The organism is Xanthomonas populi (assembly GCF_002940065.1).
Classification (GTDB): Bacteria; Pseudomonadota; Gammaproteobacteria; order Xanthomonadales; family Xanthomonadaceae; genus Xanthomonas; species Xanthomonas populi.
Genome location: NZ_MDEJ01000034.1, coordinates 15,896 through 32,527 on the forward strand (window position 1 = coordinate 15,896; position 16,632 = coordinate 32,527).

Consider the following 16,632-nt stretch of genomic DNA (forward strand, 5'->3'; position numbering starts at 1 on the left):
CTGCGGCAGGTGCATGGGACGGAAGTGGTGCGCTTTGAGACGCCGCCAACTGCCCCCGGCGAGCAGAGAGGTGCAGCTGGCGGTGTCGTGCCAAGTGCGCAAGAACCGGTCGCGGATGCTTCGGTCACCGATGTGCCAGGCGTGGTGTTGGCCATCCTCACCGCCGATTGTTTGCCGGTCGTGCTCGCTGCGGTGGATGGCAGCGAAGTCGCCGCTGCACATGCAGGTTGGCGCGGCTTGGCCGACGGCATGCTGGAGCGCAGCGTGGCGGCCATGCGCACGCCGCCGCCGCAGCTGATGGCCTGGCTGGGGCCAGCAGCGGGGCCGCAGGTGTATGAAATCGGCGAGGAGGTGTTCAATGCCTTCGTCGCGCACGATGCGCAGGCGCAACGCGCGTTTGTCGCGACCCGCCCGGGGCATTGGTTGGTGGATTTGTATGCGTTGGCGCGTCAGCGCTTGCACAGCGCCGGTGTGCCGGTCGCTGCCATCCACGGTAGCGGGTTGTGCACCATTTCCGACCCGCAACGCTTCTTCTCGCATCGTCGCGATCGCTGCAGCGGACGCATGGCCACGCTGGCCTGGATTGCGCCCTGAGCTCGCCGCTGTTCGCGCAGGTGTTGGGGCAGGATGCGTTTGCGCACTTGCCTGCGCCGGTGCGAGCGCTGCATTCGGTGCAACAGCGGCAGACCTTCGGCGGGTGGGCGCAGATCCAGCGCGGTCGCCATCCCTTGGGAGCGTTGCTGGCGCTGCTGAGCCGGTTGCCGCGCAGCGGCGAGGTGGAGGTCGAAGTGGCGTTTCTGGCCGATGCGCGCGGCGAGCGTTGGCATCGGCGTTCTGGCGGGTTGCCGATGCATTCGCGCTTGTGGCGCGGCGGTAACGGTTTGCGCCAACACCTGAGTGCAGTGCGTTTGGAATTCGCATTGCGCGCCGATGCGCCGTCGCTGTCTTGGCAAGCCACACGCGTGCGGGCATTCGGTTGGATTGCGTTGCCTGCGCGCTGGTTCGACCAGATGCGTTGCCGCGAGCGTGCCGTTGCCGGCCGTTATGGATTTCTGGTCGACGTGCACTTGCCGCTGGTCGGCCCGTTGATTCGACGGGGCTGGCTTGAACCGCGCTGAACCACCGCTCGTTGAATCGCCTCACTCGGAGCCGCCTCACTCGGAGCCGCCTCACTCGGAGCCGCCTCACTCGGAGCCGCCTCACTCGGAGCCGCCCGGCGGTAAGCTGCGCGCTGCGCCCGCCACCATCGTATTCGATGGCGTGTGCCTGCTATGCAATGGCTGGGTCAAATTTCTGCTACGTCACGATACGCGTGGGCGCTATCGCTTTGCCGCGATGCAGGGCCAGGCCGGGCGCGCGCTGTTGCTGCAGCACGGTCTGGATCCGGACGACCCGTTGTCGTTTCTGTTGGTGGATGCCAGCGGCGCGTGGACCGACAGTAATGCGATCGTGCGGGTTCTGGTCGGTTTGGGCGGCCTTTGGCGGTTGGTCGCGTTACTGCGCGTGGTGCCGCATAGCGTGCGCGGCATTGCTTATCGCCTGGTCGCACGCAATCGCTATCGTTGGTTCGGTCGCGCCGATCACTGCATGCTGCCCAGCCCGGAGCAGCGTGCGCATTTTCTGGATTAGCGCCCGCCATAGGCAAGCCAGCCCGGCGTAGGAGCGCACCTGGGCGCGATGCGTTATCGATGAGACTTCGCCGCGCGCGGGTCCGCTTCTACGTTCATTTCGCGATCCCAAGCGTCTTCGGTGCACCGGCGGCTTACGCCGCCGCGTTTGCAAAACGTGCGCGCACCACGTTCGAGTTACTGATGTGGGCAGGCTGCAAGCGGAAGATCGACACCGCATCGGCCAATTCCACCGCCTGTTCTTCCAGGCTGCGTGCAGCGGCGGTGGCTTCTTCCACCAGCGCGGCGTTGCGTTGGGGGACTTCATCGAGCTGGGCGACTGTGCGGTTGACCTGATCGATGCCGCTGGATTGCGCGGCGCTGGCGGCGGTGATCGCGCTCATGATGTCAGTGACCTGGTTGACCGAGCCGACGATCTCGCGCATGGTCGCGCCAGCGCTGTGCACCAGGTCCGAGCCCAGTTCGACCTTGTTGGTGGAGTCGGCGATCAGCGTCTTGAGCTCCTTGGCCGCATCGGCCGAGCGCCGCGCCAAGGCGCGCACTTCCTAGGCCACCACGGCGAAACCACGGTCTTTTTCGCGCGCGCGTGCGGCTTCCACTGCGGCATTGAGCGCCAGAATATCGGCCCGGAAGGCGATGCCGTCGATGACGCCGATGATCTGGCCGATCTTGCGCCAGGCAGTGCTGATCTGGCTCATGGTCGCCACGACATCGTCCATCACCTTGCCTTTTGCCTTGGGCCAATGACAACCGCATGCCGTCCGTGCCGTTCATCTGCATGCGCTGGCTGAAATCGCCGACGGCGGCGTCGATGATCTGGATCAGCGTCTGCTCGGCGCTGACTTGCGCGGTGAGGCCCATCCACTGCGCGATGGTGCCCAGCTCGGTGCCATCGGCAGCGATGATGGGGCTGTAGACGAAGTCGATCTGGCGGCCGAAGAACGGCGCGCGCACCGCTTTGGAGGTGGTCAATGCGCGCATGCGATCGATCGCGGCCCGGCTGTCCGGATAGATGTCGCCGATGGTGCCGCGCCCAACACCCGCAAGGCCGGCAACACGCTTCCCAGCCCGTTCGAAACCGCCTGGCATCAGCGCGGCGGCGTTGAGTGTCAGCAGTGCCAGCAGCCCGATCTGCGCGGCGATGGGTAGCCATGCAGTCCAGCTGACAGGCACAGCGCCCCGGCCGGCCGGCGGGAGACAGGGCGGCATCGTGTGAATGAAACGGTCGTGCGGGTGTCGGTATCCGAAGCCTGAAATGTCAATTCTGGATGGAATATCGTCGTCTGATCCAGCGCCAGAATCTCTTCTGCGGCAAGCGGCTATGAAACGCGAGCAAGCTTTCCCAACCAAACGCAGCGCTCGCAACCGCGCTTGCCATTTCCGATTCCCGATGCCCCACAAAAAAAACCGACCGTCTCGCGACGGTCGGTTCAATCTGTTGCACTCACTCACCCAGCGTTGGCCGATTACTTGGCCGGCGTGGCTTGCGCATCGTCCGGCAATGCCCAGGCGATCACGCTGTCGCCCGACTTGGTTTCCATGCGGTCGTGTCCACCCACCGCGGCCACGATGTACTGCTTGCCGTCGATGGTGTAGCTCAGCGGGGAGGCTTGCGGGCCGGCCGGCACGCGGGTCTGCCACACCTGCCTGCCGGTGCGGGTATCGAAGCCGCGCATGAAGTCGTCCAGGGTCGCGCCGATGAAGGTCACGCCGCCGGCGGTGGCCAGCGAGCCGCTGTTGTTGGGCGTGCCGATTTCGAACGTGGTCCTGGACGGGATGCCCATCGGGCCCTGGTCGTAACCGGTCCCCAGCGGACGTCGCCAGAGCACCTGCTGCGTGCGCAGATCCACCCCGGAGATGTAGCCCCACGGCGGTGCCACGCACGGCGTGTTGAGCGGCGACATCCACGGCTCCTTGCGTGCGCCATAAGTCAGGCCCTTCTCCGCCATGTAGCCGGGCGTCTTGCTCTTGCCGTCGAACACCGAGACAACTCCCAGCTCGTCCATCTTTTCGCGGGTATAGACCTGCAGGGTGTAGGGCAGGCGATTGCTGTTCATCACCATGATGCCGCGCTGCAGATCGACAGAGACGCCGCCCCAATTGATGCCGCCGTGGTTGCCGGTGAAGGCCAGCGAACCTTGCAGGGTCGGCGGGGTGAACATGCCTTCGTAACGCAGCTGCTTGAACTGGATGCGGCAGGCCAGCTGGTCGAACGGGGTCATGCCCCAGGCGTCGGATTCGACGATGGTTTCGACCTCGTGGCTCGGCGCGCCAACCGTATTGGGCATGCCCGGCGAGATCGGCTGCGTGGCAGCGGTCCAGTCGCCGTGATCGGTGCGCTGCGGCACGGCGATCTGCTTGACCGGCAGAATCGGCTCGCCGTTGGCGCGGTCCAGCACGAACACCTGGCCGGACTTGGTGGCCTGGATCACCGCAGGACGCGTGCCGCCGCCGGCCACCGGCCAATCGACCAGGTTCGGCTGCGGGCCGATGTCGTAATCCCACAGGTCGTGGTTGACAGTACGGAAGTGCCAGCGCTCCTTGCCGGTGGCCGCATCCACGGCAACCAGCGACGCGGTGTATTCCTCGTCCTGCGGGGTGCGGCCCTTGCCGAAGAAATCGCTCGAGGCATTGCCGGTGGGCAGATAGACCAGGCCCAGCTCGTCGTCGGCGGCCATCAGCGACCACACGTTCGGGGTCGAACGGGTATAGGTCTGCCCCGCCGGCGGCACGGCGGTGATTGCCGGGTTGCCCAGGTCCCAGGCCCAACGCAGCTGGCCGGTGAGCGCATCGAAGCCACGCACCACGCCGGACGGCGCATCGCCTTCCTGACCATCGCGCACCTGGCCGGTGGGCTGGATCACCACACCGCGCATCACCACCGGCGGCGAGGTCGGGCCGACGAAGCCCGGTTTGGTGTTGCCGGTGCCGGCATTGAGATCGACAAACCCGTTGTTGCCGAAGCTGGCGCACAGCTTGCCGGTCTGCGCATCCAGTGCGCCAAGGCGGCCATCGACCATCGGCCAGAAGATCCGGGTCGGGCACTCGGCAGTGCCTTCCGGCGCCTGGTAGTAGGACACGCCGCGGCAGGTGGTGGCGGCAACGTCGGCCATCGCCTTCGGGTCGGTCTGCGGGTCGAAGCGCCAGCGCTCTTTGCCGTTGGCCGCTTCCACCGCGATCACTTTCTGGGTCGGGGTGCAGATGTAGAGCAGGTCGCCGACCTTCAGTGGGGTGTTCTGGAATGCATAGCCCAGCTCGGAGCCGGCCGGCTTCAGATCGCCGGTATGGAACTCCCACGCCACCTGGAGCTGCTTGGCGTTTTCCGGCGTGATCTGCGCGCCGGGGGTGTAGTGGTTGGAGAGGTTGGAGCCTGCGTACGCGGTCCAGTTGCTGGCATCGTGATTGGCCGCGACGTTGCCGTCCGGGCTGGGCACGTTGGCGCGGCTGAACGGTGTTGCGTTCTCGGCCGGCAGCCTGGAGGCATCGGCCAATTCCACATTACGCGGTACCAGCAACGGCCACAGAATCAGCGCTGCGCCCAGGATCGGCAGCATGCCGGTCACCAGCACATAGCCAACACCCGATAACGGCTGCATGCGACGACGCGCTACGCCCCAGAACGGCAGCAGCACCAGGCCCAGCACCGACATCCAGGCCAGACGCGGGATCAGGCCCCAGCCATCCAGACCCACTTCCCACAGTGCCCACGCAATGGTGGCCGCCAGCGTGGCGCCAAACAGCCAAAGGCCGGCACGCTTGCCCAGCGCCAGCAATACGCCGGCCAGCAGCAGTGCGATGCCTGCCAGCAGGTAATACCAGGAACCGCCGACGGCGACCAGGCGGCCGCCTTCGTAGGCAAGCACCGCACCGAGCACGGCGATCACCACCGCATAGGCCACCAGCAACCAGGTGCCTAGCCCACGTCTTGAAGATTGATCAGTTATTTTGAGACTCAGGAAGGACCCAGGCACCGGCATCCGGTGGCGAGTCGTGGAGGGAGAAAGATCACAGGCTGGCAAATGGCGGCCCTGATCTAAACAAGAACGGCCTAAACAAGAACGGACTAAGAGCGGCTAACAAAACTACTGCGCGACCGTCAGGCGGGTGCGGCCGGTGCTCGGAATCGGCATGTACTACTCGTACACTCCGGTTCTGAGCGCCCCGTCCGCACCCACCTGACGACTGCTCGCTACGTTTTGTTAGCCGCTCTAAACAAGAACGGACTAAACAAGAACGTCTTGATATGGACGCGCAGCCCTACCCAGCGTCCTCGGCGCTAATTATGTGACTATTTCAGACATCAACGATCTTACTGTCCGTGACGGAATGAGAACCAGCGTTCCAACCTGTGCGGGTGAATGCTGGAACTGCTTAAATCTAGAGGGAATTGGGGTTGCTGTCGGTGTCGGTGTCAGTTGGGCTTCGCCGTATTGGCGTGTCGCTCTTGGAGCTGGGATTCGGAATAGAGATTGGGAATTCGTAGAGGCTAAGGGCTTTTCACTCGTATGTGGAAACGTCCCCTCATCCGCTCTTCGGGCACCTTCTCCCGAAGGGGAGAAGGGAGGCGCTGCCAGAGTTCAGTGCGTCTGGGCGCGGGGTGAACCTGACTCAAATATCGGCCAGCGCCTGCAGATACCGCTGGCGCCAGTGGTTGATGTTGTTCTTGCGCAGGTGATCCATCATCGCCCGCCAGCGCTCGATGCGCGTTGCCAACGGCATGCTCGCCGCCGCAGCGATCGCATCGGCCACGCCATCGAGATCGTGCGGATTGACCAGCAGTGCCTCTTTCATCTCATCGGCGGCACCGGCCAACAGCGACAACACCAGCACACCCGGATTTTCAGGATCCTGCGCCGCCACGAATTCCTTGGCGACCAGATTCATGCCATCGCGCAATGGCGTGACCAGACCCACCGACGCCGCGCGATAGAAACCGGTCAACGTGGCATGGCTGAAGTTCTGATTGACGTAGCGCAGCGGCGTCCAATCCGGCTCTGCATGTCCACCGTTGATGTGGCCGGCGATCTGCTCCAGCTGCCCGCGCAGCTGGCGATACTCGTTGACGTCGCCGCGCGACACCGGCGCGATCTGCAGATAGGTGAGGCTGCCGGACTGCTCCGGATAGCGCTCCAGATAGCGCTCGAATCCCTGAAAGCGTTCCGGCAGGCCTTTGGAATAATCCAGGCGATCAACGCCGATCGCCAGCTGACGGCCGCGCAGACTTTCGCGTAGATCGCGCACCGCCTGTTTGCCGACCGAGGCTTTTGCCTGGTTGGCGATCAGATCGGTATCGATGCCGATCGGGAAAGAGGCAGCACTGAAACGGCGCCCGCCCGGACCTTCGACAATGTCGCCTTCGAGAATGCGCCCGCCACCGAACAGACGCACGTACGCCTTGAAGCGTTCCGCATCGCGCTGGGTCTGGAAGCCGACCAGATCGTAGGCATAGAAAGTGCTGAACAACCGCGCGTGGTCGGGCATCGCCTGCATCAGGTCGGCCGAGGGCATCGGCACATGCAGGAAGAAGCCCATCTTGCAGCCCACACCCAGCTCGCGCAGCATCGCGCCCAGCGGAATCATGTGGTAATCGTGGATCCATAGCGTGTCGCTGTCCTTGAGTAACGGCGCCAGTTTTTCGGCGAACAAGCGATTGACACGCATATAGCCTTCGCGCGTGGCGCGGTCGTAATCGACCAGGTCCAGCCGGAAGTGCAGCAGTGGCCACAGCGTGCGATTGGCGAAGCCGTTGTAGTACGAATCGATATCGCGTTTGTTGAGGTCCATGGTGACGAACTTGATGTCGCCCTCGGTCTGCTCGTGCATGCCGCCGCTGTCGCCGCGCACGGTCTTGCCGCTCCAGCCGAACCACACCCCGCCGCGCTCCTTGACCGCTGCCAACAAGCCAACCGCCAGGCCGCCTGCACGGTTTTCACCGGGCACTGCAACGCGGTTGGATACCACCACCAAACGACTCATGACGCCTCCTGCCAGCTCCGCGACAAGCGCATTGCCGCAATGATCAAACCCACATGCGAATAGGTCTGGGGGAAATTCCCCCAGGCTTCGCCGTCTTCAAACGATAGATCCTCGGACAGCAAGCCGAGGTGATTGCGGCGCGAGAGAATGCACTCGAACAGTTCACGTGCCTCGTCCTTGCGACCGATCGCAGCCAGCGCGTCGATGTACCAGAACGTGCAGATGGTGAAGCTGGTTTCCGGCGCACCGAAGTCATCCGGTGCGATGTAGCGATACAGCGCATCGCCATGCTTGAGCACGCGGCCCACAGCTTCGACCGTGCGCACGAAACGGGTGTCGTCGTTGCCCACGATGCCGATATCGGCCAGCAACAACAGCGAGGCATCCAGGCGATGACCACCGAGCGTGTCGGTGAAATGGCCGCGCTCTTCGCTCCATGCCTCGCTCAGCACGCGCTCGCGAATCGTGTCGGCGCGCTCGCGCCAGTACACGCTGCGCTCGGGCAGGACCAGCCGGTCGGCGATCTTGGACAGGCGATCGCAGGCAGCCCAGCACATCGCGGCGGTGTAGGTATGCACTTCGGCGCGACCGCGGAATTCCCACAGCCCGGCATCGGGCACGTTGTGCAATGCGTAAGCGCGCTCGCCCAACGGCTCCAACCGGCGGAAGGTGTCCGCATCGCCTTGATCCTTCAGACGCAGATCGAAGAACATCTGCGTGGAGGCCAGCACCACGCTGCCGTACACATCGTGCTGCTGCTGAATCCAGGCCAAGTTGCCGCGCCGCACCGGGCCCATGCCGCGGTAGCCGTCCATCGTCTCGACTTCGTGCTCTTCCAGCTGTGATTCGAAACCGATGCCGTACAGCGGCTGCAAGGTGCCGTTGCTGGTGGCGATGTTGAAGATATAGCCGATGAATTGCTCCATCGTGCGCGTGGCGCCCAAGCGATTGAGCGCGCGCACCACAAAGGCCGCATCGCGCAGCCAGCAATAGCGGTAGTCCCAGTTGCGCGGGGTGTTGGGCGCTTCTGGAATCGAGGTGGTCATCGCCGCGATGATCGCGCCACTGTCTTCGTACTGGCACAACTTGAGCGTGATCGCGCTGCGGATCACTGCCTCTTGCCAGTCGAGTGGAATCGAGAGATAGCGCACCCATTCGCGCCAATATTCTTCGGTGCGTTCCTGCGCTTCCTGCACGTAGCCGGTGAGCGAGCGGGTGAGCGACTCGTCGACGCCCAATACCAGATTGACCGGGTGATTGAGCACAAACGGCAAGCCATCGCGCACGAAACGCACCGGCACATCGGTGGTCAGGCGAAGGGTGAATTCAGGCAATACCCAACGCATGTGATTGCTGCCCCAGTTGGTTTCCGGCGTGCGGCCACCCCAGTCGGCCAACGGGCGTGCGCGCACCACAATGCGTGGATTGCCAACCAGCGGGCGGATCTGCCGGATGATGCTCACCGGCCGATAGAAACGCCCGTTGTTGCGCCAGCGCGGTGCGAAGTCGATCACTTCCACTTCGCCACCGTGGCGGTCGCGCAACACGGTGCGCAGCACGGCGGTGTTGGGAAGGTAGTGTTGCTCGCTGCTTTCAAAGTCCTCCAGCTCCACGGCGAAGTCGCCGCCTTCGCCCCTGGGCGAAAGCAGCGAACAAAACGCCGGGTCGCCGTCGAAGGCTGGCAGGCAACTCCACACCACACGTGCCTGCCGATCGACCAATGCACCGAAGCTGCAGTTGCCGATGACGCCCAGATCCAGGTTTGGCTCGGTCATGGAGTGCGCACGATCCTTATTGAAGAGAAGAGAGCAGGCGCGCCGCGCTCAGGCGGTGCGCGCGTTGCGTTGCAACCACGCATGCACATCGGCAGTGCCGTCGACGCGGAAGCGCGCGCTGGTCTGCACGCGAGCGCCGACCAGAATGCTCCAGCCGCCGAGGCGATTGGCCGCTTCGAAGCCGAATTCGTCGGTGAGATCGTCGCCGACGAACACCGGCGTGCGGCCGGCGAATGCGCCGTGCTGCATCAGTTGTTCGACCGCCAGGCCCTTGTTGCTGCCTTCGGGAATGAATTCCACCACGTGATCGCCAGGTTGAAGGCGATAGCCGGAGAGTTGGGCGATTTCCCGTTGTGCGAAGGCGAGAACATCGGGGCCGGCGAGCGGCTGCGCGCGCCAATGCAGCGCGACGCTGACGCCTTTGTCTTCGACCAGCACGCCGGGGTGTTGGTGGGTCAGTGCGGCGGCGCGTTTGTGCAAGCCGTGCAGCCATTGGGAAGTATATTGCGGCATCGCGGCACGTGCGGCGATGTCGCTGCGTAGCTCATGTCCGTGCAGGCCAGCAGCTGGAAGCAGCAAGGGCGCGAACAAGGCGTCGAGTTGCGATAGCGGTCGTCCGCTGACCAGTGCGACTGCGCCATCAAGACGATCGCTCAGGCGGCCGATGGCCTCGCGGACCTCGGGCAATAACCGCACAGCCTCGGGACTGTCGGCAAAGTCGATAAGGGTACCGTCCACGTCCAGAAACAATGCGCAGGCATCGTCCAGCAATGGCGGCGACGGAAGGGGGGAGTGCACGTCTGCCATCGCGCTAGTCTGCGCAAAGGGGTGTGAGATTCAGGTTATGCAACGGCGGTAGGTGTCTGTCAGACACGTGCAACTGCCTGCCTTTCTCCCCTCGGGAGAAGGTACCCCGCAGGGGCGGATGAGGGTACGGGCGAAGCCTCGCGCAATTTGAACGACATGAAGGCTTCGCTCCGGACCCTCACCCTCACCCGCAACCCCCGCTCCGCGCCCCGGCCCGCGCTTGCGGCGCGGGCGCTCCAAGGCACGCGCGCCAGTGGCGCGCAAGCTGTGCCTCATCGCCCCGCAGGGAGAGGGGCTTGCAAGCTGTTGCTCACTTGCAAGCTGTTGCTCAGAAGCTATACCGCACACGCCCATACCAGTACGCGCCATTGCTGCCGATCGGCGAGAGCACGTCGTAGGGCAGGTTGCCGAAGTAGGCGATGTCGTCGATCGAGCGGTCAGCGTAGTTGTCCAGCACATTCTGGCCGCCGATTGCCAGCGTCCACTGCGTGCCTAGGTGATATTCGGCTTCCAGATCCAGCTGCCATTCCGCGCCGTAGGTCTGGCGTGGCACGAAGCCGCCGCCGAAATCGAAGACGCGGGTGGCGCTGCCGTAGCGGTTGACGCGCGTCTGCAGGTTCCAGCGGTGGTTGTTCCAGTTGGCCGCCAGGGCCGCGCGCGCGCGTGGCGCCGCATCGGTGAGCGTATTGCTCTCTTCCACGCCGAACAGTACGTAATCCGGATTCAGTGCGAGCAGCTGCGCCGGGGTGCCGATGACGTTCTTCAACTCGGTCTTGGCGTAGCTGTAGGTACCGGTCAGCAGCAGGTCGCCGCCGAAGGCGTATTGGCGCCAGTTGCCGACCAGCTCGGCGCCGCGGGTGCGGGTGTCGGCGGCGTTGAGGAAGTAGCTGGCGCTCTGCACGCCGGTGACGCCGAAGTTCTGCTGCACGAAATCGGTCAGCGTGTCGCCGGTGATGTCTTCGGACAGCGCGATGCGGTCGTCTATATCGATCTGGAAAAAGTCCAGCGACAGGTCGAAGTGATCGCCCAGTTTACTGGTGAAACCCAGGCTGTAATTGAGCGATTTTTCCGGTTTGAGATCGGTGGCGCCGAGCGCGCGTGCGATCGGGTTGTTGACCGACAGCAGGCGGCCCTGAGTGAGCCGACCTGCGGCGTCATAACCGGTGGACGTGGCTTCGTAACCGATCTGGCTGAGCGAGGGCGCACGCACGTTGTTGGAAATCGCACCACGCAGCGCGAACGCCGGTGCGAACGCATAACGCGCGGCCAGCTTGCCGGTCCACTGGCTGCCGAAATCCTGGTAATGCTCGTAGCGGCCGGCCAGGTCGGTGGAGAACTTGTCGCCGAACTGGCTGGACACGTTGGCGTAGGCGCTCGCCACACGACGCGACAGATCGGCTTCGTCCTGCGGAGTCAAGCCGCCGCCGGCCTGCGAGCCGGTGGGGCGATCGGTGAACGGGCCGGCCGCATAGCCGGCCGCATAGCTGGCCGGATCGCCGGCATGCGTGCGGTACTGCTCGCGGCGGAACTCGGCACCGGTGCCGAAGGTGTGGGTGGCGCCGGCCGCATCGAACACGCGGGTCAGGTCCAGATTGGCCACGGTCTGCGCATAGGCGAAATCGCCGGTCTTGAAGCGTGTGGTGCTGTTGGGTCCGAGCGAGGCATTGAGCGAGTTGCGCAGCCGATAGGTGAAGTCGTTGCGGCCATAGTTGACGCTGGCGTCGTAATCCCAGTTACCCAACTGCCCGCGGGCGCCGGCAACGGCCTGCAGGTCGCGATTTTCGCCTTCGGAAATCGGGCGGTAGCCGTTGGGATAGAGTTCGCGCCAGTTGGCGCTGCTGTCCGGGTAACGAAAGTAATTGGCGCCTTCGGTGTCGCGCTGGTTGTAGGTGCCGAAGGCGTAGAACTCGCCGCTATCGCTGAACGGAATCTTGTTGTTGAGCCAGGCGTTCAGGCCCTTGGTGGCGCCGTCGCCGAGCACGTAATTGCGCTGGCCGGCCAGCGCCAGATTGGCTGGGGTCTGCTCTTCGAACGGCGGGATCTGATCGAAGCCGGCGCGGTTGGTCGCTTCGCGATTCTTCAGTTCCAGGCCGACCTTGAAGAAGCCGCCGTCATCACCGAGCAGCGTGCCGACCTTGGCGCTGGCGTAGCTGGTCTGGCCGTCGGTGAGTCGGCGATTGATCGGCTCCACATCGGTGTTGTAGGCGCCGAAGCTGGCTTCCAGTTCGCCGCGCTCGGGGTTGTCGTCCAGGATCACATTGATGACGCCGGCGATCGCATCCGAGCCGTACTGCGCGCCGGCGCCGTCGCGCAGCACTTCGATGCGCTTGATCGCGTTGATCGGGATGGAATTGAAATCCACCGGGGTGGTGCCCTTGCCGATCTTGCTGTCGGTATTGACCAGCGCCGAGGTGTGTCGGCGCTTGCCGTTCACCAGTACCAGCACTTGATCGGGCGAGAGCCCGCGCAACTGCGCGGCGCGGATATGGTCGGCGCCGCCGGAGTTGGACTGGCGCGGGAAGTTGAACGAGGGCAGCAGCGCCTGCAGCGCGCTGCCGAGCTCGCCATTGATCACGCCGGCCTTGCGGATGTCCTCGGCGGTGAGCACGTCCACCGGCACGGTCGATTCCAGCACGGTGCGGCCGCTGGCGCGGGTACCGGTGACGATCACGGTGTCCAGGGGGGTGGCGCCGGGGGCGGCCTGCTGGGCCTGTGCGTTGGCGCTCAACACGGCGGTCACGGCCAGGCCGATAATCGAAAGGGTGGGGCGGGTCATGTTCTCTCTCCTGCGATTGCGGACGCCCCGCGCGTTCGGCATCCGGCCGCACGGGGCGTAAAGGGGTCGGATCGTCTACATTCATCCGAATAGAAAGATATTATCGCTTTGTTCAGGCGCGTGCGAGATGGCACAGTGCGCGCACGCCGGCATCACAGCAGCTCACACACGTAGCGAGCACTTGTCAGGCGGGTGCGGACGGCGCGGAGGAATCGGTGTGTACAAAGGGGTACATGCCGTTCCGAGCACTGGCCGCGCCCGCCTGGCGGCTGCGCAGTAGTGCTGTTAGTTGCTCTAAGCTGATGCCCGGTCTGCATGAGCCCGCCCCAATATCCGTTGTGGAGGAACTACCCGTTGTGGAGAAGTCGATGAAGTTGCTGCCGTCCTGCCTGCTTGCTGCCCTGTTGGCGTTGTCCGCCTGCGCCACCACTCCCGGCGGCGCGCCGGGCTCGACCACTGCCAGCCTGCAAGGCGATGCGGCGCGCCCGGCTGCCGCGCACGGTTGGGTCCGCAGCGAGCTGTACTTCGGCGTGGGTGAGGAAACCGGCCCGGCCGATCGCCCGCAGACTCGCACCATCGACGAAACCCAATGGCGCGCGTTTCTGGACAAAGAAGTGACGCCGCGCTTCCCGGATGGGCTGACCGTGTTCGATGCCTACGGCCAGTGGCTGTTTCGCGGTGCCAAGGAGCCGAACCGCCTGGGCACCAAGGTGCTGGTGATCCTGCACGAGGACACCCCGCAGCGGCGCAACGAGATCGAGGCGATCCGCCTGGCCTGGAAACAGGCCACCGGGCACCAGTCGGTGCTGTGGTCGCGGCAGGCGATGGAGGTGTCGTTCTGACGGCTGCGCAAAGGCCGGTCGGCCGTGATGTGCACATAGGCCGCCAGCGTCGAAAAAAAGCGCGACGCAGCGTCTACGCAACGTATTTCCGGTACAGGTACGGCATGCCCGCGTGGTCGAGGTAGCGTTTGCTCAAGTACACGAACGTATTGGCGTTCTTGGTTCTGATCCCCGCCAGATTTCGAAGGGCCGGATCCAATACGACCTCCTCGCATTTTTCCGCTTCCATCCGCCTGCGTAACCTTGGCAGATCGAATTCATTGCTGTTGAACACATGGTCGACCAACGGCAGCGTCTCCAGTGCTATCAGGTCGAACAGGGTGGTCGGCGATTTCTTCGGAAAGACGAGTGCGTAGCAGAGGAAGCGAGGGATCAGTGCCGGTATTCCGTTACGAAGCTGCATTGCCGAAGCGCGCAATTTGTTCAATTCGGTCCGGTCGATACAGCGGTTGACCGAATTGCGCAGTGTGATCGACATATCGAAGCGGTTGCATCCATCCAACTCGTTGAACAGGATGCGGCTCGCAGCGGCGAAGATCGAGCCGCTGGTCTGGTACTGCACCAGTAAATCCGATGAAGCGGATTGATCCATGGTCTGAGCGAGCAATGAGCCGCTTTGGGCTTCATTCTCGACGCTATAGATTTCGCTGCCCAGCAGTTCCTGCAAGGGTTGCTTGACGAGAAGCTGAAAGGTTTCCACGGTCAATCGCGATGACGCAATGATGTCGTCGTTCATGGGCAACTTTCTTGTCATGGACATGCCGCGATGATGGCGCAATCGCGCGGATGCCGAAGGATCATGCTGCCGGTTCGTGATCGGCGCACACTATTTTGCGCATGATGCGCGCTGGGTTGCCTTGTCGAGCGACGCCTGCATTCGGATACGGCGTCCCGATAGCGCAAAGACCGGCGCGGTGGCGCTCCCCTGTTGTGTCGGAAGAGCAGCGGCTACCATCGGGCGATTCCCACGCTTCCTGGCTCCCATGTCGGCCCCTTCCTCGCGTACTGCGGCATCCCCGCGCTGGTTCGTCGCCGGCGACCTCAATGGCTTCTTCGGCCTGGTCGTCGACAATCTCTCCATCCTGGGCTTCATCGCGATGGCGCTGATCGGGATATTCCAGTTTCCCGCCGACGTAATCTTCGAACGCATGTTTCCCGGCACCGCGTTCGGCGTGCTGGTGGGCAACCTGCTCTACACCTTGATGGCGCGGCGGCTGGTCGCACGCAGCGGGCGCGACGATGTCACCGCGATGCCGCTGGGCTTGGATGCGCCTACCAGCATCGGCATGGCGCTGTTGGTGCTCGGCCCGGCGTTTGTCGGCTTCAAGGCGCAGGGGCTGGATCCGCAAGCGGCCGCCATCGCCACCTGGGAACTCGGCATGGCCTCGCTGGTGGTGATGGGCCTGCTCAAGCTGGTGCTGTCGTTCGTGGGCGAAGCGGTCACGCGCGCGCTGCCGCGTGCGGCCTTGCTGGGCTCGATCGCCGGCATCGCGCTGGTGCTGATGGGCTTGCTGCCGCTGCTGGAAACCCTGCGTTCGCCGGTGGCCGGTTTCGTCACCTTGGGTCTACTGTTGTACGTGCTGCTGGCCAAGGGCCGGCTGCCGACCAGGTTGCCCGGCGTGCTGGTGGCGTTCGTGATCGGCACTGCGCTGTATTACGGGCTGGGACTGGCGGGTTTGGGTGCGCCCGGCTTTGCAGTGCCGGAGTGGGCACCGCCCAAGATCGTGCTGCCGCTGCCGAACCTTGGCTTTATCGAAGGACTGCCGGCCACGGTGGCGTATCTGCCGTTGCTGCTGCCGTTCGGATTGTTGATGGTGGTGGGGGGGATCAATGTCAGCGAGAGCGCACGCGCTGCAGGCGACGACTACCGCACCCGCGACATCCTGGTGGTGGAAGCCTTCGCTACGCTGGTGGCAGGTGTGTGCGGTGGCGTGGCGCAGACCACGCCCTACATCGGCCAGCCGGCGTACAAGCACATGGGCGCGCGCTCGGGCTATACGTTGTTGACCGGCCTGTTCGTCGGTATCGGTGGCATGCTGGGTGTGATCTCTGGTTTGGTGCAGTGGCTGCCGCTGGCGGTGCTGGCGCCGATCATCGTGTATGTGTCGATCGACATCACCACGCAGGCGTTTCAGGCCACGCCCAAGCATCATGCCGGCGCGATGGTGTTAGGCTTTTTTCCTTCGGTTGCGTACTTGCTGACTATCAAGGCGCCGGGCTGGATCCCGCCGGAGCAACTGATCGCGCTGACCACCAAAGTCGATGGACACGGCTTGCCGGAGTTGGCGGTCATCTTCGCGCTGGGCAATGGCTTCATCATCACTGCGATGCTGTGGATCGCGGCAGTGGCGGCGATGATCGATGGCCGGCTGCGACGCGGCGCGGTGTTTCTGCTGGTAGCCGCTGGCCTGACGCTGTTCGGCCTGATCCATTCGGTGGACCCGCGCGGCGGCATCTATCTGCCGTGGTCGCTGCAAGGCTTGGCGCGGGTGATCAGCTGGCAGTTCGTCGGTGCCTATGTCGCGCTGGCGGTGACCTTGCTGCTGCTCTCGTTGCTGCCTGCACGCAAGCAGGCATTGCAATGCAATCCTGCTGATGGATCCGGCCAAGAGACGTTTTAACTCTGTCACGCAGCCTATTTTACCCGTGGATCCTGGAAGTCACGTCTGACACGTTCGGTGAGCGTTCGATCTTTTGCATATGCTCGGTCGCTGCGGCCTTGCGTTTAGCTTTGGGACGTGCCGGAACCTTCGAGCCGATGGCGTGCTTGAGATCGGCGTTGAGGCGCTCTTCGGGATTGAGCTCCGGGCTGTCGCTGGGCAAGTAGA

The 16,632-nt window shown here is 64.1% G+C and carries 11 protein-coding genes, 2 other RNA genes and 2 pseudogenes; 6 read left to right on the forward strand and 9 right to left on the reverse strand.

Annotated elements, in window-relative coordinates; all coding sequences use genetic code 11:
- The 3 genes from pgeF to XpopCFBP1817_RS07675 form a co-directional block, all read left to right on the forward strand.
- On the forward strand, nt 1-594 hold a 594-nt coding region (gene pgeF / locus XpopCFBP1817_RS07665), incomplete at its 5' end, for a peptidoglycan editing factor PgeF (RefSeq protein WP_244171108.1).
- A gap of 20 nt (nt 595-614) precedes the next feature.
- Nucleotides 615-1,118, forward strand: coding sequence for a DUF4166 domain-containing protein (locus tag XpopCFBP1817_RS07670; RefSeq protein WP_244171109.1), 504 nt, complete (start codon nt 615-617; stop codon nt 1,116-1,118).
- 106 nt (nt 1,119-1,224) lie between these two features.
- Nucleotides 1,225-1,629, forward strand: coding sequence for a thiol-disulfide oxidoreductase DCC family protein (locus tag XpopCFBP1817_RS07675; protein ID WP_128416676.1), 405 nt, complete (start codon nt 1,225-1,227; stop codon nt 1,627-1,629).
- A gap of 133 nt (nt 1,630-1,762) precedes the next feature.
- Here the strand turns inward: XpopCFBP1817_RS07675 and XpopCFBP1817_RS07680 are convergent.
- A pseudogene (locus tag XpopCFBP1817_RS07680) lies at nt 1,763-2,657 on the reverse strand (methyl-accepting chemotaxis protein); the annotation flags it as partial.
- Between the two features lie 437 nt (nt 2,658-3,094).
- Entirely contained in the window at nt 3,095-5,533 is a 2,439-nt protein-coding gene (locus tag XpopCFBP1817_RS07685) for a membrane-bound PQQ-dependent dehydrogenase, glucose/quinate/shikimate family (protein ID WP_208619574.1), read from the reverse strand.
- A 223-nt stretch (nt 5,534-5,756) separates the two neighbouring features.
- On the opposite strand from XpopCFBP1817_RS07685, the gene XpopCFBP1817_RS07690 reads away from it, so the two are divergent.
- A non-coding RNA gene (locus XpopCFBP1817_RS07690) (sX9 sRNA) lies at nt 5,757-5,833 on the forward strand.
- A gap of 403 nt (nt 5,834-6,236) precedes the next feature.
- Here the strand turns inward: XpopCFBP1817_RS07690 and otsA are convergent.
- From otsA to XpopCFBP1817_RS07720, 5 genes are all read right to left on the reverse strand, one after another.
- Nucleotides 6,237-7,604 (reverse strand): alpha,alpha-trehalose-phosphate synthase (UDP-forming), encoded by a 1,368-nt coding sequence (gene otsA, locus XpopCFBP1817_RS07695; RefSeq protein ID WP_128416667.1) that lies wholly within the window; start codon nt 7,602-7,604, stop codon nt 6,237-6,239.
- Nucleotides 7,601-9,379 carry a glycoside hydrolase family 15 protein gene (locus XpopCFBP1817_RS07700; RefSeq protein ID WP_128416668.1) on the reverse strand — a complete coding sequence of 593 codons (1,779 nt, stop codon included), beginning with the start codon at nt 9,377-9,379 and terminating at the stop codon, nt 7,601-7,603. The genes otsA and XpopCFBP1817_RS07700 overlap by 4 nt, the downstream gene beginning before the upstream one ends.
- Nucleotides 9,380-9,427: 48 nt before the next feature.
- Nucleotides 9,428-10,186 carry a trehalose-phosphatase gene (otsB, locus tag XpopCFBP1817_RS07705; RefSeq protein WP_128416669.1) on the reverse strand — a complete coding sequence of 253 codons (759 nt, stop codon included), beginning with the start codon at nt 10,184-10,186 and terminating at the stop codon, nt 9,428-9,430.
- Nucleotides 10,187-10,514: 328 nt separating this feature from the next.
- Nucleotides 10,515-12,962, reverse strand: coding sequence for a TonB-dependent receptor plug domain-containing protein (locus XpopCFBP1817_RS07715; protein WP_128416671.1), 2,448 nt, complete (start codon nt 12,960-12,962; stop codon nt 10,515-10,517).
- Nucleotides 12,963-13,121: 159 nt separating this feature from the next.
- A non-coding RNA gene (locus XpopCFBP1817_RS07720) (sX9 sRNA) lies at nt 13,122-13,197 on the reverse strand.
- Between the two features lie 133 nt (nt 13,198-13,330).
- Here XpopCFBP1817_RS07720 and XpopCFBP1817_RS07725 point away from each other — a divergent pair.
- A complete protein-coding gene (locus tag XpopCFBP1817_RS07725; protein WP_167393863.1) occupies nt 13,331-13,804 on the forward strand; it encodes a DUF3574 domain-containing protein in 474 nt (157 codons plus the stop codon).
- Between the two features lie 73 nt (nt 13,805-13,877).
- Here the strand turns inward: XpopCFBP1817_RS07725 and XpopCFBP1817_RS07730 are convergent, their stop codons facing one another.
- On the reverse strand, nt 13,878-14,540 hold the full coding sequence (locus XpopCFBP1817_RS07730) for a hypothetical protein (protein WP_128416672.1): 663 nt from the start codon (nt 14,538-14,540) through the stop codon (nt 13,878-13,880).
- A gap of 247 nt (nt 14,541-14,787) precedes the next feature.
- Between XpopCFBP1817_RS07730 and XpopCFBP1817_RS07735 the strand changes: the two genes are divergently transcribed.
- Nucleotides 14,788-16,425 carry a SulP family inorganic anion transporter gene (locus XpopCFBP1817_RS07735; RefSeq protein WP_128416673.1) on the forward strand — a complete coding sequence of 546 codons (1,638 nt, stop codon included), beginning with the start codon at nt 14,788-14,790 and terminating at the stop codon, nt 16,423-16,425.
- 14 nt (nt 16,426-16,439) lie between these two features.
- Here the strand turns inward: XpopCFBP1817_RS07735 and XpopCFBP1817_RS07740 are convergent.
- Nucleotides 16,440-16,632: pseudogene (locus XpopCFBP1817_RS07740) on the reverse strand (IS630 family transposase); the annotation flags it as partial.